This window comes from Hallella faecis, from assembly GCF_018789675.1.
GTDB lineage: Bacteria > Bacteroidota > Bacteroidia > Bacteroidales > Bacteroidaceae > Prevotella > Prevotella faecis.
Map to the genome: position 1 here is coordinate 1 of NZ_JAHKBE010000016.1, position 26876 is coordinate 26876.

The window sequence follows — 26876 nt, forward strand, 5'->3', positions numbered from 1 at the left end:
CCCTAGACCCACTGATTAAGAGTCAGTTGCTCTACCAACTGAGCTAAGGATGCATACTTTTAAGGATTTGCATTCCTTTGAAACAATTGTACATCCTTAGGGATTCGAACCCTAGACCCACTGATTAAGAGTCAGTTGCTCTACCAACTGAGCTAAGGATGCATTGTTTCGCTCATCATCGTCAGGCCTTAGCCTTGATTTCTGAATTGCGAGTGCAAAGGTACAGAGTTTTTTTGTTACCACCAAACATTTCCCCAACTTTTTTACTCAAAAGTCGAAAAAAGTGCAAAAACTCCCTTTTGTGGCACATTTCAACCACATTTTGGTGATTTCAGAAACCACTCATCAGCAACATACCTAAAGATCCTGGTGCGGTTCGTTCACTTGTATCCATCCATCCTATTGCTCGTCCTACAGAGCATCTGGCAATTTCCATTTGGCGCTGATCCGTCCTCTATCCAAGGCGTGATATGATGAGCCGCACGCTTCTGTTTCATATAGAACGTGCGAAACGTCAAACTGTCCACGAACACAAGGCATAGCCTCATGAAAACATAACTTACCGAAAACGCCCAACAATCTATATTGAAAACTACACATTTCTTTTGAACAAGGAAAACATTGGGCGCAAATACGCGATTCTCAGCAATTCCACATAACCACCTAACAATCAGAGCATTACATCCACCATTCAACATTCAGCCCTCTTCGTTACACCTTACGCCTTGCGAAAGATGCCTTTTCGCAAGACGAAACATGCCTTTACGCACTGCGAAAGACGCCAAACCGCAGCTCGGTTTGGCGTCTTTCGCAACTCAATAAGGCATCTTTTACAAGCAAATTGCTCGTTCGCCATGCGTCGGATCCTCAAAAACGGAGATTTCGCCCTCTAGTTCATCCGAAATTCCGAACCATCTTTTTAGCCAAAAAATCACACAGCGCAGCGTGTAGCCCACCCCATCGTCGAGCCTATTGCCAATCATCGACCTCACGTTTCTTCCTGTAGTTCCATACCACCTGAACCTTACATGTTCACCCAAACGTGCATGTACCGATTCTATATAGAGGCTCCTTCCGAGCCTATTGAGCCCCAATCGGTCACTATACCGAAATAGGGGAAATAGCAAGTTGTTATTGTTCCTTTCCAACGCTTGCCAACGTTTCTTACGGCATCTTGCTTCCATTCGCGTTTCGCCATAGCCCGCAATGCCTTTGGGTGCGACTGTAGCAACCACTCGGAACAAAAACTAACAAGAATTGAAATCTAATGGCCGATTTGGGTTGAATATAGTTGTTACGAAAATCCACGGCCCCAAGCAATGGGTTGGTCGGTTAGCATCGACAGTTGGTCATAAAACTAAAAAGGGAACTTTTCCCCATGCTGAGAAAGGTTCCCTATATGATGATTTTAATAAATCTCAGAAGCGTTGCTTACAGGCCGAGGCTCTTCTTGATGGCCTCCACCTTGGCAGCGCCCTCACGGTCGAGCTGCTCATACTGCGAAGCGTCGTTCATGGTGCCCTTCACCTCGATGTAGAACTTAATCTTAGGCTCTGTACCTGAAGGACGCACGCTAACCTTCGTGTCGTCGTCGCAGAACCACTGCAGCACGTTGCTTGTCTCCGGCATATTGAGCGCCGTGGTGTTTCCCTCAGCGTCGGTAGCCTGCAGGGTCTTGTAGTCCTTCCACAGCACCACACGCGAGCCACCCAACTCCTTCGGCGGGTTGGCGCGGAAATTGGTCATCATGTTCTGGATCTCCTCGGCACCACTCTTACCTGGGCGCTCCACATTGATCGTAAACTCCTTAGAGAAGCCATACTCCTTGTAGATGTCCATCAAGATGTCGTAGAGCGTCTTGCCCTTATCCTTAGCGTAGGCGCAAATCTCGGCGAGCAGCGAGCAAGCCGACACGGCATCCTTATCGCGAACGAAATCCTCAGCGAGGAAGCCATAGCTCTCCTCACCACCACCAATATACTGCTGCTTGCCCTCTGAGAGCAGAATCTCGCGTGCAATCCACTTGAAGCCCGTGTAGCAATCGCGCATTTCCACGCCCTGCTTGTCGGCAATCTTCTTGATCAGCTCAGTGGTAACGATGGTCTTCACGATGAAGTCGGTAGGTTTCAGCTTGCCAGTGGCCTTGCGGTTGGCAATGATGTACCACAAGAAGATCATGCAAGTCTGGTTACCATTGATGAGAACCCACTCGCCCTTGTCGTTCTTGCAGGCCATACCCACACGGTCGGCGTCGGGGTCGGAAGCCATCAGGATGTCGGCGTCGAGCGCCTTGGCGTCGCGCAGACCCAATGTCAGAGCCTCAGCAAACTCAGGATTAGGACGATCGACGGTGGGGAAGTTGCCATCCTTGATCATCTGCTCGGGCACACAGTGCACGTTATCGAAGCCCCAGTAAGCCAAAGAGCGGGGAATCATCACGCGGCCTGCACCGTGAAGCGGAGTGTAAACGATCTTCAGGTCGTGTTGGCGACGAATCACCTCGGGGTCGATGCTGATGGTACGGATCTGGCGCAGATACGGCTCGTCAATATCCTCACCTATGATCTGGATAAGTTCGGGGTTGGGAGTAAACTTCACATCATCGATGGTCACCTTGTTAACCTCATCGATAATGCCCTTGTCGTGCGGTGCAATGACCTGGGCGCCATCCTCCCAATAAGCCTTGTAGCCATTATATTCGCGTGGGTTGTGGCTTGCCGTGAGGTTCACGCCAGCCTGTGCCTTCAGGTAGCGGATGGCATACGAGCACTCAGGTGTAGGACGAAGGTCGTCGAAGATGTAAGCCTTGATGCCATTGGCAGAGAAAATATTGGCAACGGTCTCTGCGAACAGACGGCTGTTGTTGCGGCAGTCGTGGCACACCACAGCGCTAATCTCCTTGCGGTCCTTATAGCATTTCTTCAAGTAGTTGGCAAAACCCTGAGTGGCCATACCAACGATATACATATTCATACGGTTGGTTCCGGCGCCCATGATGCCACGAAGGCCACCTGTTCCAAACTCCAGGTTTCTGTAGAAAGCCTCAATGAGATTGGTCTTGTCGGGGTTGTCGAGCAGGTCTTGAACCTCTTGACGGGTCTTCTCATCAAAAGACGGCGACAGCCACTGCTTGGCCTTAGCCTCACACTGAGCGATCAGTTCTGCATTGTTTTCCATATTCTTCTTATGTTTTATAGTGTTATCTTGTAGGGCAAAGTTACCACAAAAAATCTAATTACACCCTATAACTTCAGCATTTTTTAGTAATTTTGCACATAATAAGGCTACAAAAAGTAAGAACATCATTCACATAACTCATTCACACTCATGTATTTCACAGGACTCATCATCGCGGTCAGCACGTTTCTCATCATTGGTCTCTTCCATCCACTCGTCATCAAGACCGAGTATTATTGGGGCACTCGCCCGTGGATCGCGTTTCTCTTGGCGGGCATTGCCTGCATCATCGGGTCGTTATGTATCGAGGAAACCATTGCCTCGTCGCTCGTAGGCGTGGTGGGCGCAAGCCTGCTGTGGTCGATCGGCGAACTGTTTGAGCAGAAGAAGCGCGTGGAGAAGGGTTGGTTCCCCATGAACCCCAAACGTAAGGACCAATACCAAACGATGGACGGAAGCGAGCCCCAGCGCTCCACCAACAAGAGCAACAAGCCTAACGCCCCACGCGCATGAAGACCCTATTATTATTGGTGGGAAAGACCCAAAACAAGCATTTCATTGCCGGCATCAACGATTACGCAGAGCGCATAGGCCATTACATGCCGTTCGAGATCAAAGTGATTCCCGAGCTCCGAAACACCAAAAACCTTTCGGAACAGCAGCAAAAGACCCAGGAGGGCGAACTGCTGCTGAAGCAGTTGCAACCTTCCGACACGGTGGTGCTGCTCGATGAGCGCGGCACTGATCACCGCAGCGTGGAGTTTGCCGACTGGTTGCAGAAGAAGCAAAACACCGCACGCCGCCTCGTCTTCATCATCGGCGGCCCTTATGGATTTTCGGAAGCCATCTACAAACGCGCCAACGAGATGGTGTCGCTCTCACGTATGACCTTCAGTCATCAGATGGTTCGACTGGTTTTCACCGAGCAAATCTACCGGGCTTGCACCATCATCAAGGGCGAGCCATACCATCACGAATAAGGGAACTGCACGCCCCACCCCATTCTTGCCGCACCGCGCGCGTCGCCTCATCTCAGCAAAACACTCTACAAAAGCCACTCTACTAAATCATTATTCACAACCATGAGAAAAGCATTATTGTCGTTAGCCCTTTGCACCCTGCCGCTCGCCATCCATGCGCAGCAATGGCCCGAAGTTCACCAAGAGGCCAAGCCTGGATTGAGATGGTGGTGGTTGGGATCGGCTGTCGACAAGCCAAACCTTCAATGGACCTTGCAACAATATGCCAATCAGGGCGTGGGAGCCGTGGAGATAACGCCCATCTATGGTGTGCAGGGCAATCAGGCAAACAACATCGATTACCTGTCAGACCACTGGATGGAAATGTTGCGATTCACGGAACAACAAGGTAGGGCCACTGGCATCGAGGTCGACATGGCCACGGGTACAGGATGGCCCTTTGGTGGACCATGGGTACCGCTGCAAGAGAGCGCCTCACAGATGGTCATTGTCGACAAGCGCGTAGACGAGCGCAAATTGAAAGCTCTGGACCTCACGCCACCCAGCAAGAAGGCAAGCAACTGCCAACTGGTGGGCATCTACGCTTTTTCGGATGGCATCGCCGTCAATCTCATCAAGGCTTTTGGCGAAAAGAAATTCAAAATCAACAAGCAACAACAAGGAAACACCATCACGTCGCTCACCCTCGATGGCAAATTGCCCAGCAAAGGGCCATGGCGCATCATGGCGCTTTATCAGAAATTCGGGGTGATGCGGGTGAAACGCGCAGCACCTGGCGGGGCCGGACTGGTGGTAGACCACTTCAACAAGATGGCCGTCGGCCACTATCTCCAACACATCGAGCAAGCTTTCGAGCGCACTCATACGCCCTACCCCCACACCTTCTTCAACGACAGCTACGAGGTGGCGGAAGCCGATTATACCACGGATCTGTTCAAGGAGTTTGAGAAACGGCGTGGATATTCGTTGGAGGCAAACCTCAACAAGCTGGTGGATGGCGACCCTATGGTTGTGGCCGACTATCGTGAAACACTGGGCGACCTGCTGCTTGAAAACTTCACTGAGACGTGGACGGCGTGGGCTCACAGTCATGGCGCCATTACGCGCAATCAGGCTCATGGCTCGCCAGCTAACCTCATCGACTGCTATTCGGCGGTAGACATACCCGAGATTGAGGGCTTTGGCCTGTCTGATTTCGGCATCAAGGGACTAAGGAAGGATTCGGGATTCACCCGAAAGAACGACTCCGACTTTTCCATGTATAAGTGGGCGTCATCGGCTGCGCACATCAACGCCAAGCCCTTCACGTCGAGCGAAACGTTCACATGGCTCACCGAACATTTCAGAACCTCGCTTTCGCAAATGAAACCCGACATGGATTTGATGTTCGTGGGTGGCGTCAACCACATGTTCTTCCATGGCACAGCCTATTCGCCCAAGAACGATCCGTGGCCCGGATGGAAATTCTATGCCAGCGTGGACATGAGTCCCACCAACACCATTTGGCACGACGCACCTTATCTGATGAGCTATATAACCCGTTGTCAGAGCTTCTTGCAATGGGGAAAGCCCGACAACGACTTCCTGGTTTTCGTACCGGTGCGCGACCTTTGGCATAAGCAAAGCAAGGGCAAACGCCTCATGCAATTTGCCATCCACACCATGGGCCAACTGGCACCTGAGTTCTCCGAAACCATCGACAACATAGACCGCATGGGCTTCGACTGCGACTACATCAGCGAGCGGTGGTTGTTACAGACACGGTTTGTCGACGGAATGTTGCAAACGGCTGCAGGAACACGCTATAAAGCGCTCATCCTTCCCAGCAAGGACAACTTGCTTACGAAAGCCGTAAGAAGCCATATCGACACGCTGCGACAACAAGGCGCCACCATCATTGTGGGCACAAACAAGCTACAGATGGCGCAAGTGGCACATCCGGAAGCCCTAAAAGCCGACCTCGGGCTCAAACTTATCAGGAGGGCCAACGCCCAAGGCCATCATTATTTCATAGCCAACCTATCGGACCACGACGTGGAATCTACGGTTGCCCTGGCCGTTCCGTTCCAAAAAGCGTTATGGTTCGACCCTATGACAGGCCAGCGTTTCCAAGCCGAAACACACAGCGACTCATTGCACATCAGCCTACGTTCGGGCGAATCGCTTATCCTACAAACCTTCAAAGAGGCCTCAGAGGCAATCTCTAAGGAGTTGGGCGGCCTACCCGTACGCACAACAACACAGATCGAAAACACCCGCAAGGTGCTGGATAAAGGATGGACCCTTTCGTTCAAAGACTGCTCACCAACCTACGACAAGCTATTAAGCATTGGCCAACCTACGGCTTGGGAGAACCTGAACGACACCTTGCGAACGCTTATGGGAACAGGCGTCTACGAATGTAAAGTGAACTTTAAGAAGGGTGAACTGAGCGGGGCCAATTGGGCCATCGACCTCGGCGATGTACGAGAGAGCGCCCGCGTGTACATCAACGACTCGCTAATAGGCTGCGCTTGGGCCGCACCTTTCACCCTGCAGTTCTCCAATCTGCTGAAGCCGGGCATGAATCGCATACGCGTTGAGGTAACCAACCTGCCTGCCAACCGCATCGCCCAACTGGACCGAGAGGGCTACAAATGGCGGAAAATGGAGGAGATCAATGTGGTGAACATCAACTATAAGACGACGAGCTACGCCAATTGGGCTCCCGTTCCATCCGGACTCAACAGCCAAGTGGTGCTTTATAGGGTGAAATGAGGCGCAAAACACGAATCTTCTTACGTGCTCCCCAACGTGTCATGGGGTGGCCAAAGGGACGAATAAAGGCGCCAAAGCCAAGCGGTTTGACCCATTAGTCCCAAACAAAAAGCCTTGTATGGACATACGCAGACGAGCCGAAACAAGTCGGATGACGTATGCCCATGCAAGGCTTTCGAATATCCACGAACAGATTTTGCGCGTTAGGCTTGCAAAGAAGCCTGGTACCACGCATAGAGTTTTCGCACGCCTTCATCGATCTCCACCTTGTGATGCCAACCCAAACGGTGGAGTTTGCTCACATCAATGAGCTTTCTTGGCGTTCCGTTGGGTTTGTCTTGGTCCCAACAGAGTTGGCCTTCGAAGCCTACTGTTGCCACAACCTTCTCCGCCAACTGCTTGATAGTCAACTCCTTTCCTGTACCCACATTGATGTGGCAGTTGCGTATCTCACCCAACGACGGGATAGCTCCACCGCGTCCTTCGGAGTTGTTTCGGTTTACCTCACCATCGGCTTTTACACCGTAGAACACCGAAGAATACTTTTCTATGCCTATGATGTCCTTGAAATCAACATTCAAAAGAACATAAACACTGGCGTCGGCCATGTCTTCGCTCCATAGGAATTCGCGAAGCGGACTGCCATCGCCCCAAAGCGTTACCTTGTTATCCTCAATGCCATAGAAGGCCAACGCTTGCAGGATACGCTCCGCATCGTTGCCGCCATCCACATTGCCTTCACCAATAATCGCCTGTAACTTGGCCGGCGGATTGATGGGGCGCTTGTTCATATCCACCCGAATGGCATCCCAATCGCCATCGTGGATGAGCTTCGAGAGGTACACCTTGCGCATCATGGCGGGTAGCACATGACTGTTCTCCAAATGGAAATTGTCGTTGGGACCATAGAGATTGGTGGGCATCACGGCAATATAGTTGGTGCCATACTGAAGGTTATAGCTCTCGCACATCTTCAAACCGGCAATCTTGGCAATGGCATACTCCTCATTGGTGTATTCGAGCGGCGATGTGAGCAACGCGTCTTCCTTCATCGGTTGCGGAGCATTCTTGGGATAGATGCAGGTGGAACCAAGGAAAAGGAGCTTCTTTACATGATGCTTGTAAGCCTGCTCGATGACGTTGCATTGCATCTTCATGTTCTGCATGATAAAGTCGGCGCGATAGAGCGAGTTGGCCATAATGCCGCCCACAAAGGCCGCGGCCAACACCACCGCATCGGGTTGCTCCTCATCGAAGAATCGCTTTACAGCCTGTTGGTCGGTCAAATCGAGTTCGCGATGTGTACGGCCCACCAAGTTATGGTATCCTCTGCTCTCAAGATTATTCCAAATGGCCGAGCCCACCAAGCCGCGATGACCTGCCACAAAGATCTTGCTGTTCTTATCCAAAGACATAATTCTATTGAACGATTATCTATAACACCCTATTATTCAGGCAACTGCGCCTTCAGGTAAAGTTTGCGAACAAACTTCATGTCGTGCTCCACCATGATGCGAACGAGATCTTCGAAGCTTGTCTTGCGTGGGTTCCAGCCCAACGCAGTCTTCGCCTTCGTGGGATCGCCAAGGAGCTGTTCGACCTCGGCAGGACGGAAATACTTGGGGTCGACCTCCACCAACACTCGGCCGGTGGCCTTGTCGTAGCCCTTCTCGTCGACGCCCTCGCCCTTCCATTCGAGCTCAATGCCACACTCATGGAAAGCCAATGTGGCAAACTCGCGCACGGTATGCATCTCGCCTGTGGCAATAACGAAGTCGTCGGGTTGGGGCTGTTGGAGGATGAGCCACATGCACTCCACATAGTCGCGGGCGTATCCCCAGTCGCGTCGGGCGTCCAAGTTGCCCAAGTAAAGCTTGTCCTGGTAACCCTGCGCAATACGACAGGCGGCAAGCGTGATCTTTCTTGTCACAAAGTTCTCGCCACGTCGCTCACTCTCATGGTTAAAGAGGATTCCATTGCAGCAATACATATCATACGACTCGCGATAGTTCTTCATGATCCAAAAGCCATAGAGCTTGGCCACCGAGTATGGGCTACGCGGATAGAACGGTGTGGTTTCTTTCTGCGGAACCTCCTGAACCTTACCAAACAACTCGGAGGTTGAAGCCTGATAGATGCGACAAAAATGCTCCAAATGGCAAATGCGCACGGCCTCCAACAGGCGCAACACACCTACGGCATCGGTGTCGGCGGTATACTCAGGCACATCGAACGACACCTTGACATGGCTCTGCGCAGCAAGGTTATAAATCTCATTGGGCTTGATTTCATTAATGACGCGGATGAGCGACGACGAGTCGGTCATGTCGGCCCAATGCAGATTGACGAGGCGTTGCTTCTTCATGTCGCGCACCCACTCGTCGAGATAAAGATGCTCAATACGTCCGGTGTTGAACGATGACGAACGGCGCAGCAAACCATGAACCTCATATCCTTTTTCGATCAAGAACTCGGCCAAATAACTGCCATCCTGACCCGTAATACCTGTAATCAGGGCAACCTTTCTGTTTTCCTGTTGTGCTTCCATATTTTTGTTTGTGTACTATCGTTTGTTTGGAGCAATCCATGTTGCTCTCCTTATTATAATATCATTCTGCGACATGCGGGCTAAGGCTCAAACGCACCGTTCTGGCAACTATCCGCATGAAGAACGTTTGAGGGTGAAGACGTTTCTGACCAACACCTTCACCCCTATTGGTTTTATTCGCTAAACTGTTTGATGCGTTGCTCCTCGCTGAGTTTGCAGATGAGCAACTTGCCATCGTGTTCGGCAACGATATATCCGTCGAGACCTTGCACTACCGTTTTCACCCCCTGGGTTACATGCACCATACAGTTGTGGCTATCAAACATCTTGATGTTCTCGCCAATGAGGGCGTTGCCATACACGTCGCGCTCGCTTTGCAGGCGCAACGCGCCCCATGTGCCAAGGTCGCTCCAACCAAAATCGGCGGGGCAAACAAAAATCTCCTCAGCCTTCTCCATCACGGCATAGTCGATGGAGATATTGTCGCAATCGCCATAAATATCGTCGATGATTTGCTGTTCCTCTGGCGTTCCCAGCTTATCCTGCAAACGCTCAAAGATGCGATTGATGCGGGGAGCATACATTCTGAGGGCATTGACGATGGTCTCGACACGCCAAATGAAGATGCCTGCGTTCCAGAAATAATTGTTCTCCTGGATATATTGCTTAGCTGTCGCCAGGTCGGGCTTCTCACGGAACTGGTCGACACGGAACAACTCCTTGTTGCGTAACGAGTTGGTCGACAGGTCAGCCTGAATGTATCCATATCCAGTCTCAGGCCGATTGGGCTTCATGCCAAGCGTTACGATGGCGTCGGTCTCTTGTGTAAACTTAAGGCATTGGCCGACAACACGCTGAAACTCCACCACATCAGTCACCACATGGTCGCTGGGCGTCACCACGATATTGGCCATGGGATCTTGCACTTTGATACGCCACGACACATAGGCGATGCACGGAGCCGTGTTGCGTCGGCATGGTTCCTGCAAGATATTGCTTTCAGGAATGTCGGGCAACTGCTCTTTCACCAGCGAAGCGTAACGTTTGTTGGTCACCACCCACACGTTTTCAGCGGGGCAGATTCCCTTGAAACGATCTCGCGTCATTTGCAAGAGTGTACGGCCAACGCCCAGTACGTCGATAAACTGTTTGGGTCTCTCCTCTGTGCTCATGGGCCAGAACCTACTGCCCACGCCACCTGCCATAATGACCAGGTGATTGTTTGTTTCAGCCATATTTGTTCAACTTGTTATTAATTAAAACAAAGTTACCTAAAAAAAGTTATATGCACAAACTTTTAACTCTATCTTTGGCTTTTGGCATTATTTTCGTAATTTTACACCCTAAAGACAAAGATTATGCTCGCACAATACATTCTGACTGGCCTTGTGGTGGCAGCAGCCGTTGCTTACGCAGCATGGCGCATATACGATCGGCTGAAGCACGCCGACCGATGCCGGGGCTGTGCGCTCATGGAACAATGCCACAAACGGAACGGAAAACATCGTCCGCTCATCTCGCGCAAACCTTCTGCACAAAGTCCATGCGATGCGCAAGAGCCTTCGCGCAACAAGCAAGCCCATCCACAACGAACGTAACGATGGGGCTACGCTCCCCTATCAGCATGCATCAAAGGTGATGCTCGGGCACGACAGCAAAGTAAAGCAGGTCGTGGTCAGTATTGTTCTCCATGAAATGGCTATGGCCCATGGGGCAATAATGGCACTGGCCCGCGCGGCATGTCTCCACCTCACCATCATAATGGAACGTGGCCACGCCACTGATAACATATATGATCTCGCAGTTTTGCTCGTGTGTGTGCAAACCTGTCGAAGCGCCCGGACGAAGGGTGGAATACATAATCTTCACCTTATCATCGGTATAATTACGTGTGTCCAACGGACCGTTTCCTCCTTTGAAGTTCATCTGATGAACCTCTGCAATCTCATCAAAATCAATTACCATCTTGCGAAATATTAAGTTGTTATGCAAAGATAGTGCAAATTAAAGAGAATGCAAAGCAAGCGAGCCTATTTTTACACTCAAAGAAAAACATACCGGGATCTTATTGCCAAAGCTAACGGATATTCATCTTCTGGAAACGACCCAGCCGCTACACGGCTATTACCTTTTCCAACATTTGCTCTTCTTACGCAAGAGCACAAACGAGGCGGAATAAACGCTAACAAGAACTCAATTCCCATGACCCATTTGGGATTAAGAAAACCGACAACTTACCACCTCTTAGTCCCAAGTAACAAAAACTAAAAACGAATGACCGATGCAGAATATCAACAATAAAGGTGTGCCCCGTATAAGAGCACACCTTATTGTTAGGTATCTTTCGTAACTGCCACTCTAAGAGGAGCGCATCAGATATTTGAGCTTAGGAAAGCTAATCTCATAGGTCTGACATTCCGATAGCTCAGAGAGGGTTACTCAGATGACTGTTAGAGATTTATTCGGTAGCGCCATTCAGGCTCACGATGTAAGCCTGGTTGGCAGGAGTCTCAGCCACGCCGTTGTAGACAGTCAACGGACCATAGATGGTCACATCGTCGCCTACCTTAACCTGCTTGTCGCCATCGGCCCACTTGCGGTTGCCCATATAGAGCACGCGGAAGGCCTCGAAGTCCTTAGCCTTATCGTTGGCATAAGTACCATCGGTTGAAATGTAGAACGAAGCATTACCGTAATTAGCGTTGAACTCGCTTGCAACCTTAGATATCTTACCGGCTACGTACACCTTGGCTGATGTGCCTGCGTTGGCGGCAGCCACAGCGCCCAAACCGCTGAACGGATTGGCCTTGGTGCCGATACCATGAGCATCGGTGGTCACACCGTTAACGCTATACACATAGCCCTTGTCGGTCTGAGCCACACCATTGTACTTCTTCACGGTAGCGCAGATAATGACCTCGGCACCTGTAGCGATCGGAGCATTGCCCTCAACCCACTTCTGGTTGTTGAACCACAAAGCGCGGAACACCTGCATATCCTTGGCGGCATCGCCGTTGTTGTAGGTTCCGTTAGAAGAAATCCAGAACGTTCCGTTGCCAAACTTGGCGCCAAACTGACCGTTGGCGTCAACCTTAGAAACGTAACCCTTGATGTAAACCTGTGTGGGAGACACGTTGTCGCCCAGCGACTTCACATAGTCGATAGCCTCCTCAACGGTGTAAGGCACAGCCAGAGTTCCCGACAGGCCAGCCTGAGCCACCTGGAGCTTCACACTTGAAGAGTTGTCAGATGTGCTTGACGTGAAGGTCACGTCAGCGCTACGTGCACCAGCCACGTTATTGTTAGCATGGAAAGTTACAATAACGGTATCAGAAGGATTGGGCTCAATCTTTGAAGGAATACCAGCGATGAACTTGGTCTTCACAACGCGGAGCCAGCTCTGGGCGTTGGCGTCGATCTCAGGATAAACACCGCTTCCCTTATAAGCCACTTTCACATTGTACTCGCCACCAGCGGCAGGAATAACACCTTCAGGAGTCTCAACGATCTTCACCAACGACTTCTTAATGTTGAGAACCGTTACGTTGACGAGCTGACCATTACCGTTATAGGTGCTTCTCGGACCCTCCACAGTGATGTAGTCGCCCTTCTCAATGCCTAAGCTTGAGAAGTTCTTCTGCTTACCATCCTTGTCAAGCGTACCATAGAGATAAAGTTCACCTGTACCATCATTGATATAGAGGTTGCCGTATGTAGTGTTAGCGATGTCGGTCACCGTACCGCTTACGCGATAGGTCTTGCCATCAGGACCAGCCAGCACCTCAGCACATGTTGCTGTTGTGGCCTCCATAGAGCCCTGACGAACCACCAAGTACTGACGCTTGTCGCCAATGCTAATCTGCAAAGGAATCTCACGACCACTTCCTGTGGCGTCGGCGTGGAAGATCACCTGTGTAACACCGGCCGATCCCTTCAAAGTAGTGGCTGTGAGCCATGTGGGCAACTCAGCCGTGATATCCTTCTTGTCGGCATCCTTGCCAATCACCACCGACTTTTCAAACTCCCAATCGCCAGTGGCGCTGATATTCACAGTGTCGTTACCACCGCCCTCGGGAATCGTCAGGTAAGTCTTGTCGAGAGAAATCTCGGCAAGCGAACCGATCGTGTTATCATCCGAACATCCCACCATGAGGAATGCGCCCAGGATGAAGCTTAATGAATATTTCAGTTTCATAAAATTCAAACTTAAAGAGTTCTTGATTAGTTGAACATGTATTTAACACCGATAGAAGCGTACCAGCACTGGCCTACAACCGGGTTGTAGACGAAGGTCTTCACGTTGCCGTTGACAGCCTTAGGTGTAGAGAACACGGGATAACCGTCAGCGTCAGTGTGGTCATACTTCAAGATACGACCCTCGTTGAGCACAGGGTTCATGTACTTAGAAACACCCCAACTATCATTGAAGAGGTTCAAGAGGTTCTTCACGTCGAATGAGAGCTGCAGGGTGTGCTTGGTCTTGGCGACGTTCACCGTGAAGTCGTGCTTGTAGCTGATGTCAACGCGATGCACCCAAGGACTGTAAACGCTGTAAGCCTCGGCGTACTCGCCCTGATGATCCTTCAGATAGCCATTGGCGTGAACATAGTCCATGAAACGCTTCTGGTCGTCGAGCGATGTGAAACGGAACTCATTGTTAGCCACCTGCTTGTCGGTGGGGATGTAAAGAGCATCGTAGCTATAGCCATCACCGTTCATGTCGTTGGCCAGCATGTATGAGTAGTTGTAACCACCGCGCCATGTCTCGTAAATCAAGCTATAGTGGTTGCCGCTGCGGTCGTGAGCGGTAGCCGACAGGAAGAAACGGTCGGGAGTGGTGTTGATGCTGTTGTGCAGCTTGATGCGGTTAGGACCGAACACGGTGGGCACGTATGTGAATGCCGACTCAGCGTTCGAACCAGGCAGAGAGGTAACCTCCTTGTTGACCTGATGGGTGTAAGCAGCAGTCAGGCTCAACCACTTGGTGGGCTCGGCCTTCACCTGGAACATGGTAGACCAACCATATCCACGGCTTGTGTTCTCAAGCACGAAGGCCTTTGTTGATGTGCGGAAACCTGTGGGATAGATGGGGCGGTTGTCGGCGCCATTCCAACGAGCGAAGCTCTCAGGATCGCGCATGCTCCAGTCGGAGATTGTGGCAGCGTTGAGCGTCTTGTTGAAGATGGCCTCGGCGGTCACCGTCATCGGGAAGCCCACGGGCAAAGAGTAATCGACAGCGATAGAGCTCTTCCAAACCTGAGGCATCTTGAAGTCGTGGTCTACGGCAGAGATAGAGCTGGGCACCGTTCCCTCCTCAGGAGTAATGGTGGTGGGGTAACCCATTGCGCCAAGCTTGTTGTAAAGAGCGGCGATAGAGGCGCGGCCATTTTCGTCGGTCACGAGACCGCCAGAGAAAGCACCTGTGAGGATGTCGTTAACCGATGTGTAGCCATTCTGGGCAGCATAAGCCTGAACGGCGGCGGGCAGACGGTTGAAGTTGGTTGTGGGACCCAGTTGCATCTGGTACTGCACCATACCTGAGTTAGTAGGCATGTTGGTGAAGAACACCAAAGGCAGACGGCCTGAGAAGAGACCTGTTCCACCACGAACGATCAGGCTTCTATCCTTCATCACATCCCATGTGAAACCAACACGGGGAGAGAATGTGAGGCTTGATGACGGCCACTTGCCAGTGTCGATGTGACGACCGTTGTAGCTAAGTTCCTTGATGGCGTTGTTGGTCATCAAGTCGCCATTGTTGAAGAAGATGTTGTCGATACGCAATCCGTAAGTCAACTTGAAGTTGTCGGTAGCCTGCCACTCATCCTGGCCATAGATACCCACCTTGCTATACTGCACGCGAGCAGTAGGATTCATGTCGCCGTTGTAACCGTAAGTCAAGCACACCACCTCAGGAGCGGCGCCGTTGATGAAATCGTCGACGCTACGATAGCGGTAGTAACCTGTTCCGTTACGCATATACTGGTTGTCGGCCATCTGGTGCTCAAAGTTGAAGCCACCCATGATCTTATGGTTGCCATAATAATAGGTGAGGTCATCCTTGATGTTCCAAGTGGTGTTGTGCACAGCGTTGTTCCATGTGAAGAGCTCATAACCGAGCGACATGTACTGCACGTTCTGGCCTGTTCCGTCCTGGATGTCGATGAAGGGGAACTCAGAAGAGTCGGTGCCACGCACATCATCCTTCTTGGCGAATGTGGCGAGGAACTGGTTGGAGAGGTTGCTCGTCAGACGGCTGTTCAAGTCGAGAGAGAACGAGTGCACCTTGTTGTTCACCGAGTACATAGAGTTGGAGAACGACATACTATACAAAGAAGTACGTGAGTAGGGCGAGCGAACACCACCGTCCATTGAAGAGGCGTTGGGTGCCGTCCAGTTCTCGTTGTTGGTATAGTTGTAGCGGAAAGCCAGCTTGTGCATGTTGTTGATGTTCCAGTCGATACGGGCCAACAGCTTGGTGTTGCTCTTATCGGCGGGGAAGCTTGTGTAAGAACCAGGGTTGTAACCATACTTGGTCATCACATGCTCCTTTACGCGCTCCATGTCGGCAACCGATGCGTATGACAGACCAGCGTCGGAGTTGCCCACGCCATCCTCAGAGGCGCGCCATGTAACGGCCTCCGTCGGGGTCTTAACCACCTCGGCGTTCACGAAGAAGAAGAGCTTATCCTTGAGGATCGGTCCACCAAGCGTCATGCCATAAGTGGTAGAGCGGTCCTTGGCGCGAGCTGTAGCGATGGTTGTTCCGTCGATGGCGTCACCACGCATGTTCTCGTTCTGGTGATAGATGTAAGCCGTACCCTTGAAGGTGTTGGTACCGCTCTTTGTGATAGCGTTCAAGCCGCCGCCGATGAAGTTGGTCTGGCGCACGTCGAACGGCGAGATAACCACCTGCACCTCCTGGATGGCATCCATAGAGATGGGGTTGCCGCCACCGGGCAGGTTTGAAGACAAGCCAAAGTCGTTGTTGAAGTTGGCACCATCAACCGTGAAGTTGGCTGTACGACCATCAGAGCCGGCGAACGTCAATCCGTTACCTCCGTAAGGAGAGAGGCGGGTGAGCTCGCTTACCGAACGGTTTACCGTAGGCATGCTTGCAATCATCGAGTTGTCGATGTTGGTCGACGCGCCTGTCTGCTCTGTGGTGAACTTAGTTGCCTTAGAGACGACCGTCACCTCCTTCAGCTCGTTGGTAGCCTCGTTAAGCACAACTGGCAGATTGTAGGTCTGAGCAAGTTCCAACTTAACATCGGTGAATTCCTTGGCCTGATAGCCAACGTAGCTCACCTTGACTGTGTAAGGACCACCGGGGCGCATACCATTGATGGTAAACATACCCTTGCTGTTGGTCACAGCCTGGTACTTGGTTCCCGAGGGCGTGTGCACGGCCTCGATGGTAGCGCCAATGACGGTCTCGCCATCGGCCATTACCTTACCACTCAAACCAGAAGTTGTAATCTGAGCCGTCATTGTGGTAATGAAGCTTACCATCAACGCAACCAGAATAAGCAATCTTTTCTGCATAAGTTTGATAAATTAAAATTAAATAATATGGGGAGAATCCCCGTTCATTGTTGATTGTTTGCAAATTTACCTAAAAAAGGTGAAGAGGGTGTTACGATGATGTGAAATTTTCTGCGACGAGCCCAAATTCCTTAGTTCTGCATCTTCAGGCATTCCACCTCTTGCAGCCATAGCGCCGACACGGCATCCGAGGGCATGCGCCAATCGCCTCGCGGACTGAGACTTACCGATCCCACCTTCGGCCCATCGGGCAGGCAGGAGCGTTTAAACTGCTGGTTGAAGAAACGTCGGCAGAACACGCCCAACCAATGGATGATGGTGGTGTCGTCGTAACGGCCCACCGATTCGTCGTTGCCATTGTTGTCGCCAAACGCTTTCTGCGCCAAGAGGAATATCTTACGGGGGCTGAAGCCGTGGCGAAGGAAATGATAGAGGAAGAAATCGTGGAGCTCATAGGGTCCCACAAGGTCCTCGGTCTTCTGCTTGATCTGTCCGTTCTCATCGGCCGGGATCAGTTCGGGCGAGATGGGTGTGTCGATAATGTCGCGCAACACAGATGCCGAAGCGTCGTCGACGGTTTGCGCCACATAGCGCACCAGGTCCTTGATGAGCGTCTTGGGCACCGATGCGTTCACACCATACATCGACATGTGGTCGCCGTTATAGGTGGCCCACCCCAACGCCAGCTCAGAGAGGTCGCCTGTTCCAATCACCATGCCTCCCACCTGGTTGCTCAGGTCCATGAGGATTTGTGTGCGTTCGCGCGCCTGACTGTTCTCGTAGGTCACATCGTGCACGGCCGCGTCATGGCCAATATCCTCGAAATGCTGCGTCACGCTCTTGGCAATGCTAATCTCGCGAACGGTCACCCCGAGGTCGTTCATCAGGTTGATGGCGTTGTTATAGGTGCGGTCGGTGGTGCCAAAGCCAGGCATGGTTACGCCCACTATGCCCTTGCGGTCGAGCTTCAGCTTATCAAAGGTCTTCACGCAAACCAGCAAGGCCAACGTGGAGTCGAGTCCACCGCTGATGCCCACCACCACGTTCTGGGCATGGGTATGGACGATGCGCTTGGCGAGTCCCATGACCTGTATGTTGAGAATCTCCTCACACGACTGTCGCATGGTCTCATCCGACGGCGTGAAAGGTTGCGGTTCTACGTGGCGCTCCAACACAAAGTCGCGCAACTGCGCAGGCTCGGCCTCGACAAAACGGATGTCCTCACCGATCATGCGGCGCTGCGCGTTCACAAATGTGGTGTTGTTGCGACGGTCGGCCCTGAGGCTCTCCACGTCGACCTGGGCCTCCACGACCTGCGCTTCCAGCGAGAAACGCTTGCCTTCGGCCAAGCAACGGCCATTCTCGTAAATCAGGGCGTTGCCACCATACACCACATCTTGTGTGCTCTCGCCAAAGCCTGCCGAGCAATACACGTATGCGCTCATGGTGCGTGCGCTCTGTTGTGCGAGCAGGCCGGTGAGGTACTCATGCTTGCCCAGAAGCTCATCGGAAGCCGAGAGGTTGAACACGATGTCGGCACCCGCCAAGGCCAGGTGGTTGCTGGGAGGTGTAGGGGCCCACACGTCCTCACAAATCTCCACACCAAACACGGCGCCATCGGCCGTGCGGAAGAGTTGGGGGGCGGGAGTCAGCGTCACCATGTGGCCCGCATAGCGTATGGTCATCTCGCGCAGGTCTTGCAACGAGGCAAACCAGCGCTTCTCATAAAACTCATTGTAATTGGGGAGATAGGTCTTGGGAACAATGCCCAAGATCTTGCCCTTCTGAAGCACAATACCACAGTTGAGCAACAGGCCGCCCGCCACAACGGGGGCGCCCACAATGCAGATGATGTCCAACTGGCGCGTGAAGTCGAGCAGGGCCATCACGCTGTTCTCGGCAGCGTCGAGCAGCAGTTGCTCGCGAAAGAGGTCCTGACACGTATAGCCCGTGACGCTCAGCTCTGGAAACACGATGATTTCCACGCCGCGCCCTTCAGCCTGGGCTATGATTACTTCCATCTCCTTTGTGTTCTGAACACAATCGGCCACCTTCACAGAAGGCACAGCCGAGGCCACTTTGATAAATCCGTACTTCATATTATCAATTCTTCCTCTATTAAATAGGAATGCATTAATATTCCGCAAAGTTAGCCAATTTTTCTTAAATCATCAAACGCTGACGCTAAAAAACTATGCTTCCTAATGCTTTTATATACAATCTTTTCCTCCTATTCTCCTTTCTGCATCATTTATTGCAAGCCATGCCCAAAGGCAAATAGCGTTAAAAAACTACAATTTGTTACCACGGCTCAAGAATATCAACTATATTTGCAACAATAAACCTAAATTCCACAACAATGTCACACGATAGGCCCGTCAAACATAAAGTGTTGCTGTTCATTCTCCTCGTGTTTGCCATTTTCCCTGCAAACGCACAGACTACTGTTGCGCAATACAAGGCATGCCTTGAGAAACATGGTGAGGATCCCGTAGAATACATATTCCGACTGTTTGAAAAGGCAGATGTGGTGATCCTTGGCGAACGCGATCATCGCGACATCACGCAATACGATTTCATCTCGCGCCTACTGGCAGACAAGCGCTTTTCCGAACGAATCGGTTACGTTTATACAGAGGTGGGATGCACCAACAAGACAGAATCTGCCAACAAACTAATCAAAACAGACTGGGCAAGCGAGGAGGATTTTCAAAAAGCGCTAAGGGAGCACTTACGCTATGAAGATTATGGCTTCCTTTGGGAAAAAACCAATCGCTCCACATTTCTCGACAACCTCTATCACATCAACCAAAAGTTGCCCCACGACAAGAGGATAACCCTTGGACTAACCGACATCGCCTTCGATTGGACCCAATGGACTTCGCCCGACAAATACAAGTGGACCTTTCCCAATAAATACAGGAAATGGGCACGTAAAAACATCTATTTCCACAAAGGGCAGCGCACTATCATTCGTGACAGGGAAATGGCAAAAAACTTCCTGAGCCAATACAAGAAGCAGAAAGCTATTAACGGTCACCAAAAGGCGCTCGTCATTTGGAATGAGCCACATGCCATGCGTTTGCCTCATGGCAAATGTGCTGGCTACCGCACGAAGAAGTCCCTCGGAGAAGAAAACGTAAAGATTGTTTGCCTCAATTGGTACATTTGGAGCAACCCTGGCGAATTTGACTTTGCAGCGTCAAGCGGACCAGGACTCATCGACGACGGACGATGGGATGCGGCGTTCCAGTTAACAGGCAACAAGCCAGTAGGATTCGACCTGAAGGGGACACCTTTCGGCGATACAAAAGCATGGCATTACAACGACGGAACATCGTGGAAAGACCTTTCTGACGGCTACATTTTCCTCAATCCGTTCTACGAATTCATAGGCTCGATAGGTATCAAGAATATTCTCGACGATGAATGTAAGCCTGATATGCAACGCCGCCTCAACTTGATGGCCGACACAGGCGAAATGCCTTCTAACGATTGGGACGAGATGAAGCTGTATTACAATACGGTACGAACCTTCCCGATTCCCGATGAAAGGACTCGGAAACACATGAAGGAACAACTCGACAAACAACTACTACAAGCATCGGAACACTGATACTATACCCAAGCAACAAGCAGCCCCAAGCATGTGCCCCACTAACCGAAAAGTGGGGCGAGGTGGATTTTTTCGGAAGGATTGACAGACCGTCACGATAAAAATTCGTAAATTTGCGAACCATGTCGAAAGTATTACTATGTTTGGGCAGCAATAGGGATGCGTTGCGTCATATCGATGCAGCGCAAAACATGTTGCGCCGCACCCTTGGTGACATTCGGTTCAGCCAGTCGCTATGGACGAAGCCCATCGGAACCGCCACACCATCGCCCCTCTACCTCAACTGCTTGGCGCAGGCCGACACCAACCTGGGCTATCCCGCCCTGCGCCAGATGTTGAAAGACATGGAACGCACCATCGGCTCGACCCCCACCGAGCGTAAGCAGGGCATTGTGCGCATCGACATCGACATTCTGTTGGCCGATGGGCAGCGCCACCATGAGGACGACTGGGAACGGCCTTACGTAAAAAATCTCTTGGCCCAACTGTAACCCCACTTCCAATAGCTTTCTGTTCATAGAACGCCATTGCCCTGGCGGTGCAACCCATCGTTTATAAGCACGGAAAACACTCAACAAACTACATTAAAATCTACATTGTTTTTCTGAGCAAAAGAAATCGTGGCTGCAAATACGCGATTCTCAAGCATATTTTGTTACCTCTCACAACTCCCTGACTGCCAAATAGTTAGCCACAAAGTCATCCCGTCACACTTCAAGCCCTCAGTTTTGCGCTTGCAAAACATGCCTAACCACACTGCCAAACATGCCTAACCTCACTACGAAACATGCCCGATTGAGACTCCAAAAGGCAGCTTTCGCAACTCGATTAGGCATCTTTTGTAAAATCACGGGTTACAAGCGATGCGCCGATCTCACAAAAACCACAAAATCGCCCTCTGGTTTACACAAAAAGCCCGACCCGTTTTTTCCACAAAAAACTCAACAAACCACACATTCACACTTCTACACAAACAAGCCATGACCCCTACCCTATAAAACCATAACTCCTTTCGCCACCCCCAATGAGGGGCGGCGAAAGGAGCGCCATTCGTATCATGCCCCCCCCGAAAAAGCCTGAGCGATTTTTAGGGGCCATATCTTGTTATTGATTCATCAAGAACGACTTGAACGCATCGAAGTCGTTTGCCATCTCCACGCTTTGCTTCTTACCACGCATGAACGCCTGCAGACGCTCAGGAATGGCTATATCGGTTCCGAGGATATCGTCGACTTTCTCCTTGAACTTGGCAGGATGAGCCGTCTCCAAGAACACGCCCACCTCACTGGGCTGCAACAGTTCCTTCAAGGCCCTCCAACCGCAGGCTCCATGAGGATCGAGCACATAGCCCGTAGCCTCGTAACACTGGCACATGGCCTCGCGAATACGATCGTCGGTATAGGTGGCACCACTGATGTCGGCCTTGATGTCGGCCCACTGGTTCGCATACAGGTCGAGTATGCGGGCGAAATTGCTCGGATCGCCCACGTCCATGGCGTTGGCCAATGTCTGCTTGCTGGGCTGCGGACAATATTGGCCCGTCTGCAAGTAGTTGTAGAAGATATCGTTGGCGTTGTTGGCCGCCATAAATCGCTTCACGGGCAGACCCATACGCTTGGCAAACAAGCCTGCGGTGATATTACCAAAGTTGCCGCTGGGCACACACACCACAAGGTTTGACGGATCGGCCACAGCCGCCACGCGTTTCAGTTGGGCGTAGGCGTTGAAGTAATAGAACGCCTGCGGCAGGAAGCGCGCCACATTGATGGAGTTGGCCGAGGTGAGCGTCATGTGGGCGTTAAGCTCGCCATCCATGAAGGCGTTCTTCACCAATGCCTGGCAATCGTCGAACACGCCATCCACCTCAAGAGCGGTGATGTTGCGGCCCAACGTGGTGAACTGGCTCTCCTGTATTCTGCTCACCTTGCCCTTCGGATAAAGCACATAAACATGGATGCCGTCCACCCCAAGGAATCCGTTGGCGACGGCCGATCCCGTGTCGCCGCTGGTGGCCACCAGCACATTGACCTCGCCACCAGCCATGGGCCGGCCTTCGCAGTCCTTATGGATGAAATATTGCAACAGACGGGCCATGAAACGGGCGCCCACATCCTTGAAGGCAAGTGTCGGGCCATGGAAGAGCTCCAAGCTATAGATGCCCTCCTCCACGCGCCGCAACGGCGTCTCGAAGGCGAGTGTGTCGGTAACGATACGCTTTAGCGACGCATCGTCGACATCGCCGCCAAAGAAAGCGCGCGCCACCTCGAACGACATCTCCTGAAAGGTCAGTTGGTCGATACGATCGAAAAAACTGGCGGGCAACTGCTGAATGTGGTCGGGCATATACAAGCCCCGGTCGGGGGCGAGACCACGCTCCACGGCTTCGCGCAATGTAGCCTGGGGAGCGCGCCCATTGGTACTGTAATACATCATGGTTATCGTGAATTATCCTATTTCCATAAACTTCCTCATAAACTCAGTGAGGTGCAGCAAGCCGTAGGCACCTTCCACGCACGACACCTCGTCGTAGACCTGCACCTCGTCGGGCTCAATGCCTCGGTGCCAAACAAGGAACGGAACGGGCTCCTTCACATGGGTGCGCACCTCCACGGGTGTGGGATGGTCGGGCATCACGGCGATGCTCACGGGCTCGTCCCATTTCTTCACCTCATTATATATGGGCTCCACAATGCGGTGGTCGAGATACTCTATGGTGCGCAACTTGAGTTGCAAGTCGCCATCGTGCCCAGCCTCGTCGCTGGCCTCCAGATGGAGGAACACAAAGTCCTGCTGCGCCAACGCCTTCAGGGCGGCCGAGGCCTTGCCCTCATAGTTGGTGTCGGCCAAGCCTGTGGCACCCGGCACCTTCACCACGTCGAGCCCCGCATAGCGGCCAATGCCACGTATGAGGTCGACGGCCGAGATGCACGATCCGGTGTGGATCTGTGGGTACAATTGCTGCAAGGTCTGCATCGACGGGCGATAGCCCCCACCCCACGGCCAGATGCTGTTGGCCTTCGCCGCGCGTTGCTGGTTAAAGGGATGGACGGCAAGCAACTGCTGGCTCTTTAGTATCAGGTCGTTGAGCAGGTCGGCCGTCTGCTGCCCGGTCAGTCCGTCGGCAGCCCCATGGCTGAGGTCTTTGCGGTCGGCCCATCCCTCCTCGGGTTTCACCATCAGGTCGGCCCAAGGCTCATTGGGATGGTCGTGGGGCGGAGCGCACACCACATGCTTGTTGCCTCCACGCACAACAAGCAGGTGGCGATACTGTATGCCGGTGACAAAACGCACACGCTCATTGCCTAAATGGTCGTTGAGGTAATGGAGCAGCACATCTGCCTCTTCGGTCTTCAGGTGCCCACCATGGTGGTTCTTGATGAGCCCGTCCTCCAGCTCGATGATGTTGCAGCGGAGGGCGAAGTCGTCGGGGTGCAGGTCGTAGCCGATGCTTGCGGCCTCAAGGGGGCCACGTCCTTCATAAACCTTATCCTGATCATAGCCCAAGATGGTGCTGTTGGCCACCTCCGACCCTGGCAAATAGCCTTCGGGAATGGTGGTCAGGCGACCTGTACGCCCTTTACGCGCCAGCATGTCCATATAAGGAGTGTCGGCATATTGCAGCAAAGTCTTGCCGCCCAGACGGTCCACGGCGTGATCAGCCATGCCGTCTCCCAAGATAATGATGTGTTTCATGCTTATACGTTGGCTATCGACATGATGTTGGCAAACACTCCGGCTGCCGTAACGCTTGCTCCGGCTCCATATCCCTGAATCTGCATGGGATAGTCCTTGTAGCGCTCGGTGGTGAGCAGGATGATGTTGTTGCTGCCCTCCAGGTTGTAGAACGGATGGGTGCTATTCACGGCTTTCAGTTCCACGCTGGTTTTTCCGCCATCCATTGTGGCCACGAAACGCCAGCGCTTACCCTCGGCTTCCAACAAGCGTCGGCGTCGCTCAAAGTCGGCGTCGAGCTGGGGCAGACGCTTCCAAAACTCGTCGAGCGTGCCTTGGAAATAATCGTCGGGCACAAAGAGATGCTTTTCCACATCGGCCTGTTCCACGCGGTAGCCTGCCTCGCGAGTTAGGATGACCAACTTGCGTATGACATCGGTGCCGCTCAGGTCCAAACGTGGGTCGGGCTCCGAATAGCCATTCTCCTTGGCCATGCGCACCGTCTCGGAGAACGGCACATCGGCTGAGATGGCGTTGAAAATGAAGTTGAGCGTGCCGCTGAGCACCGCCTCTATCTTCAGGATCTTGTCGCCCGAGTTTCGGAGGTCGTTGATGGTGCCTATGACGGGCAGTCCGGCACCCACATTAGTCTCGAAGAGGAACTTTACACCGCGACGCATGGCGGTGTCCTTCAGGTAGGCATAGTCCTCATAGCGCGAGCTGGCGGCAATCTTGTTGGCGGCCACCACGCTGACGTTATGCTCCAGGAACGAGCGGTAGAGCGCGGCTATGTCTTTCGAGGCTGTGCAATCCACAAACACGGAATTGAAAATGTTCATGCCAATGATGTTGTCGCGCAACTTCTCGGGCGTGCTCGTCTCCGACGTTTTCAGCAACTCGCGGTAATTGGCAAGGTCGATGCCGTCGCGCGAGAAGATGGCGTTCTTGCTGCTGGCTATGCCCACCACGTTGAGCTTCAGGCGGTTGTGCTCCTTCAACTGCTCATATTGTGAACGTATCTGCTCTATGAGCTTGCCGCCCACCGTTCCCACTCCACAGATGAAGAGGTTGAGAACGTTGTATTCAGAGAGGAAGAATGAGTCGTGGATAACGTTGAGCGACTTGCGCAAATAGCGGGCGTTGATGACAAAAGAGATATTGGTCTCAGAGGCTCCCTGCGCGCAAGCGATAACCGAGATGCCGCTTCGACCCAGCGTGCCAAACAACTTTCCGGCAATGCCGGGCGTGTGCTTCATATTCTCGCCAACGACGGCGATGGTGGCCAACTCGCTCTCAGCGTGCATGGGGAACATGGCGCCATCCTCAATCTCGGCCTCAAACTCCTTGTTGAGCACGCTGACGGCTTTGTGGGCGTCCTCGTCGCGCACACCAATAGAGGTACTGTTCTCCGACGACGCCTGCGACACAAGGAACACGCTGATGCCGTGGTCGGCAAGGGCGGTGAAAATTCGGCGGTTCACACCGATGACACCCACCATGGAAAGACCCGACACGGTGATGAGCGTCGTGCCCTTGATAGACGAGATGCCACGGATGGCCTTGCTGTCGTTCTCCACCTTTCCCTTGATGATGGTGCCGCGCCCCTCAGGGTTGAACGTGTTCTTCACTCGGATGGGGATGTTCTTGATGCAAACGGGATAGATGGTAGGCGGATAGATCACCTTGGCTCCAAAGTTGCAAAGCTCCATGGCCTCCACATAGCTCAGCTCGTCGATGGTATAGGCGGAGCGTATCACCTTGGGATCGGCCGTCATGAAACCGTCTACATCGGTCCATATCTCGAGCACCTCGGCGTTGAGCGCCGCGGCCACAAGGGCTGCGGTATAATCGGATCCGCCACGACCGAGATTGGTGGTCTCACCCGTGTCTCTGTCGCATGAGATGAATCCTGGCAGGATGGTCACACGTGGCAATTCGGCGAAAGCATCGCGCACCAACTTATTGGTGAGCACGCTGTCGAGGGTGTTCTTGCCATGCGCAAACTCGGTCTTGATAAATTCGCGGGAGTCCATCCACATGGAGCCACGCACCATCGACGACACGATGTTAGAGCTCAGGCGCTCACCGTAGCTCACAATGGCGTCTTGGGTCTTGCGACTCAGGTCGCGAATAAGGTACACACCGAAATAGATGGAGCGCAACTGTTCGAAAAGAGCGTCGACCTTATTGAATAAATCCTCGCGGTCTATGGTATTGGTAATGATGGTGTCGATCATCTTATGATGGCGATCAACCATCTCTTCGAATGAAATCTTCCAGGCTTCGTTGCCACTAACGGCTTGCTGAGCGGTGGAGAGGAGCTTGTCGGTAATGCCCCCAAGCGCACTGACGACTACAACAATCGGCTGTCGACGTGCCTCATTTTCCACGATGTGCTTCAGGCTCAAAATGCTCTTCACGGAACCTACAGATGTTCCGCCAAACTTTAGAACTTTCATTATTCTTTGGGTTAAATTACTATTCTGCCACCCCCGAAACAAACGAGGCTGCGACAAAACTTGGTTGCAAATGTAGCAATATTAATTGTTTTTGCCAACGTTTTGGTTAACAATCTGTAGGT

General features: G+C 52.2%; 17 protein-coding genes and 1 tRNA gene. 6 read left to right on the plus strand and 12 right to left on the minus strand.

All coding sequences use genetic code 11. The features are described from left to right. Positions 1-89 precede the first annotated feature (89 nt). Positions 90-162, minus strand: a tRNA-Lys gene (locus KM934_RS05450). 1269 nt (positions 163-1431) lie between these two features. Further along, positions 1432-3177, minus strand: coding sequence for a phospho-sugar mutase (locus KM934_RS05455; RefSeq protein WP_215759616.1), 1746 nt, complete (start codon positions 3175-3177; stop codon positions 1432-1434). Between the two features lie 150 nt (positions 3178-3327). On the opposite strand from KM934_RS05455, the gene KM934_RS05460 reads away from it, so the two are divergent. The 3 genes from KM934_RS05460 to KM934_RS05470 all read left to right on the plus strand — a co-directional run bounded on the left by KM934_RS05460 (position 3328) and on the right by KM934_RS05470 (position 6914). After that, on the plus strand, positions 3328-3690 hold the full coding sequence (locus tag KM934_RS05460; protein WP_215759617.1) for a DUF4491 family protein: 363 nt from the start codon (positions 3328-3330) through the stop codon (positions 3688-3690). After that, entirely contained in the window at positions 3687-4157 is a 471-nt protein-coding gene (rlmH, locus tag KM934_RS05465) for a 23S rRNA (pseudouridine(1915)-N(3))-methyltransferase RlmH (protein WP_215759618.1), read from the plus strand. Before KM934_RS05460 ends, rlmH begins: the two co-directional genes overlap by 4 nt. A 102-nt stretch (positions 4158-4259) precedes the next feature. Beyond that, on the plus strand, positions 4260-6914 hold the full coding sequence (locus KM934_RS05470; RefSeq protein WP_215759619.1) for a glycosyl hydrolase: 2655 nt from the start codon (positions 4260-4262) through the stop codon (positions 6912-6914). Positions 6915-7117: 203 nt separating this feature from the next. Here KM934_RS05470 and KM934_RS05475 read toward each other — a convergent pair whose 3' ends face one another. The 3 genes from KM934_RS05475 to KM934_RS05485 form a co-directional block, all read right to left on the minus strand. Then, positions 7118-8329 carry a GDP-L-fucose synthase family protein gene (locus tag KM934_RS05475; RefSeq protein WP_215759620.1) on the minus strand — a complete coding sequence of 404 codons (1212 nt, stop codon included), beginning with the start codon at positions 8327-8329 and terminating at the stop codon, positions 7118-7120. Positions 8330-8361: 32 nt separating this feature from the next. After that, positions 8362-9462 carry a GDP-mannose 4,6-dehydratase gene (gene gmd, locus KM934_RS05480; RefSeq protein WP_215759621.1) on the minus strand — a complete coding sequence of 367 codons (1101 nt, stop codon included), beginning with the start codon at positions 9460-9462 and terminating at the stop codon, positions 8362-8364. A gap of 173 nt (positions 9463-9635) precedes the next feature. Further along, positions 9636-10697 (minus strand): mannose-1-phosphate guanylyltransferase, encoded by a 1062-nt coding sequence (locus KM934_RS05485; RefSeq protein ID WP_215759622.1) that lies wholly within the window; start codon positions 10695-10697, stop codon positions 9636-9638. Between the two features lie 123 nt (positions 10698-10820). Here KM934_RS05485 and KM934_RS05490 point away from each other — a divergent pair, with 123 nt between their 5' ends. After that, positions 10821-11060: a hypothetical protein gene (locus KM934_RS05490; RefSeq protein ID WP_215759623.1), complete on the plus strand. Its 240-nt coding sequence runs from the start codon at positions 10821-10823 to the stop codon at positions 11058-11060. A 31-nt stretch (positions 11061-11091) separates the two neighbouring features. Here KM934_RS05490 and KM934_RS05495 read toward each other — a convergent pair whose 3' ends face one another. From KM934_RS05495 to KM934_RS05510, 4 genes are all read right to left on the minus strand, one after another. Continuing rightward, positions 11092-11427 carry a cupin domain-containing protein gene (locus tag KM934_RS05495; RefSeq protein WP_215759624.1) on the minus strand — a complete coding sequence of 112 codons (336 nt, stop codon included), beginning with the start codon at positions 11425-11427 and terminating at the stop codon, positions 11092-11094. A gap of 493 nt (positions 11428-11920) precedes the next feature. Continuing rightward, positions 11921-13657, minus strand: coding sequence for a BACON domain-containing protein (locus KM934_RS05500; RefSeq protein WP_215759625.1), 1737 nt, complete (start codon positions 13655-13657; stop codon positions 11921-11923). A gap of 26 nt (positions 13658-13683) precedes the next feature. After that, the gene (locus tag KM934_RS05505; protein ID WP_215759626.1) at positions 13684-17007 is read right to left on the minus strand and encodes a TonB-dependent receptor; all 3324 of its coding nucleotides are present in this window, start codon (positions 17005-17007) and stop codon (positions 13684-13686) included. Between the two features lie 131 nt (positions 17008-17138). Further along, entirely contained in the window at positions 17139-19106 is a 1968-nt protein-coding gene (locus KM934_RS05510; RefSeq protein WP_215759627.1) for an NAD(+) synthase, read from the minus strand. 260 nt (positions 19107-19366) lie between these two features. Between KM934_RS05510 and KM934_RS05515 the strand changes: the two genes are divergently transcribed. Continuing rightward, positions 19367-20623, plus strand: coding sequence for a hypothetical protein (locus tag KM934_RS05515; RefSeq protein ID WP_215759628.1), 1257 nt, complete (start codon positions 19367-19369; stop codon positions 20621-20623). Between the two features lie 122 nt (positions 20624-20745). Beyond that, positions 20746-21114, plus strand: a complete 369-nt coding sequence (locus tag KM934_RS05520) for a 2-amino-4-hydroxy-6-hydroxymethyldihydropteridine diphosphokinase (protein WP_215759629.1) — start codon at positions 20746-20748, stop codon at positions 21112-21114. 613 nt (positions 21115-21727) lie between these two features. Here the strand turns inward: KM934_RS05520 and thrC are convergent. The 3 genes from thrC to thrA are packed head-to-tail and all read right to left on the minus strand — an operon-like array spanning position 21728 to position 26754. Then, complete coding sequence (thrC, locus tag KM934_RS05525) at positions 21728-23056, minus strand: threonine synthase (protein WP_215759630.1); 1329 nt, start codon at positions 23054-23056, stop codon at positions 21728-21730. Positions 23057-23068: 12 nt separating this feature from the next. Further along, positions 23069-24316 carry a cofactor-independent phosphoglycerate mutase gene (locus tag KM934_RS05530; RefSeq protein ID WP_215759631.1) on the minus strand — a complete coding sequence of 416 codons (1248 nt, stop codon included), beginning with the start codon at positions 24314-24316 and terminating at the stop codon, positions 23069-23071. Between the two features lie 2 nt (positions 24317-24318). Beyond that, complete coding sequence (thrA, locus tag KM934_RS05535; RefSeq protein ID WP_215759632.1) at positions 24319-26754, minus strand: bifunctional aspartate kinase/homoserine dehydrogenase I; 2436 nt, start codon at positions 26752-26754, stop codon at positions 24319-24321. Positions 26755-26876: the final 122 nt, after the last annotated feature.